General features: G+C 47.0%; 1 protein-coding gene. It reads left to right on the forward strand.

From position 1 onward, the window contains the following. Positions 1–71 precede the first annotated feature (71 nt). Positions 72–726, forward strand: a 655-nt coding sequence (locus QJ48_RS35040; RefSeq protein WP_237763165.1) for an extracellular solute-binding protein, incomplete at its 3' end; no start/stop codon positions are given.

Raw genomic sequence — 726 nt, forward strand, 5'->3', positions numbered from 1 at the left:
TCAATACGTCAGCCGAAGTAAACAATGTATTTGAGGACCTGTTTAAAACGTATCATGAGCTGAATCCCAATGTGAGCATAGAATTGATTCCGACGCCAATTGGCGGCGGACAGCTGGAAAAATTTCAATCGTTATTAGCTTCCGGCAATCCGGCCACGATCGCCAATCTTGACCCGGCAACCATTTTACAATTTAAAGACAAGTTTGCGGACCTGGAGTCGGAGAAAGCGAAATACGAAAAGCTAACGAAGCAAGGGGCGGTTGACGGAGCCCTGCTGGACGGAAAATTCCTTGGCGTTCCATGGACTGCCCAGGGATACGGCTTGCTGTATAACAAAAGAGTTATTGAGGAGGCGATCGGAGGGACCTTTGATCCGGCCTCTGTGAAAACCCGGAATGACTTGGAAGCGTTGTTTAAGAAAATTGAAGCCTCCGGCAAGGCACCAGTGATGATTCACGGAGCGGATTGGTCCTTGGGTGCTCATTATCTGGGATTGGCCTATTCATTGCAATCGAAAAACGTGGATGAGAACCGCAAATTCGTAGAGAGCCTGAAAAAGGGCGATATCCAATTGGCGAACAATCCTCAATTTAGCGGATTGATGGATACCTTCGACTTGTTGAAAACATACAATGCGAGAAAAAATGACCCGCTTGTTGCAGACTACATGAAAGATAGCGGGGATTTCGCAAAAGGCAACGCAGCCTTCTACTTTATGGGAGATT

Origin of the sequence: Paenibacillus sp. A3, assembly GCF_001399685.1 — a bacterium.
In the GTDB taxonomy this organism is placed as follows: Bacteria; Bacillota; Bacilli; order Paenibacillales; family NBRC-103111; genus Paenibacillus_G.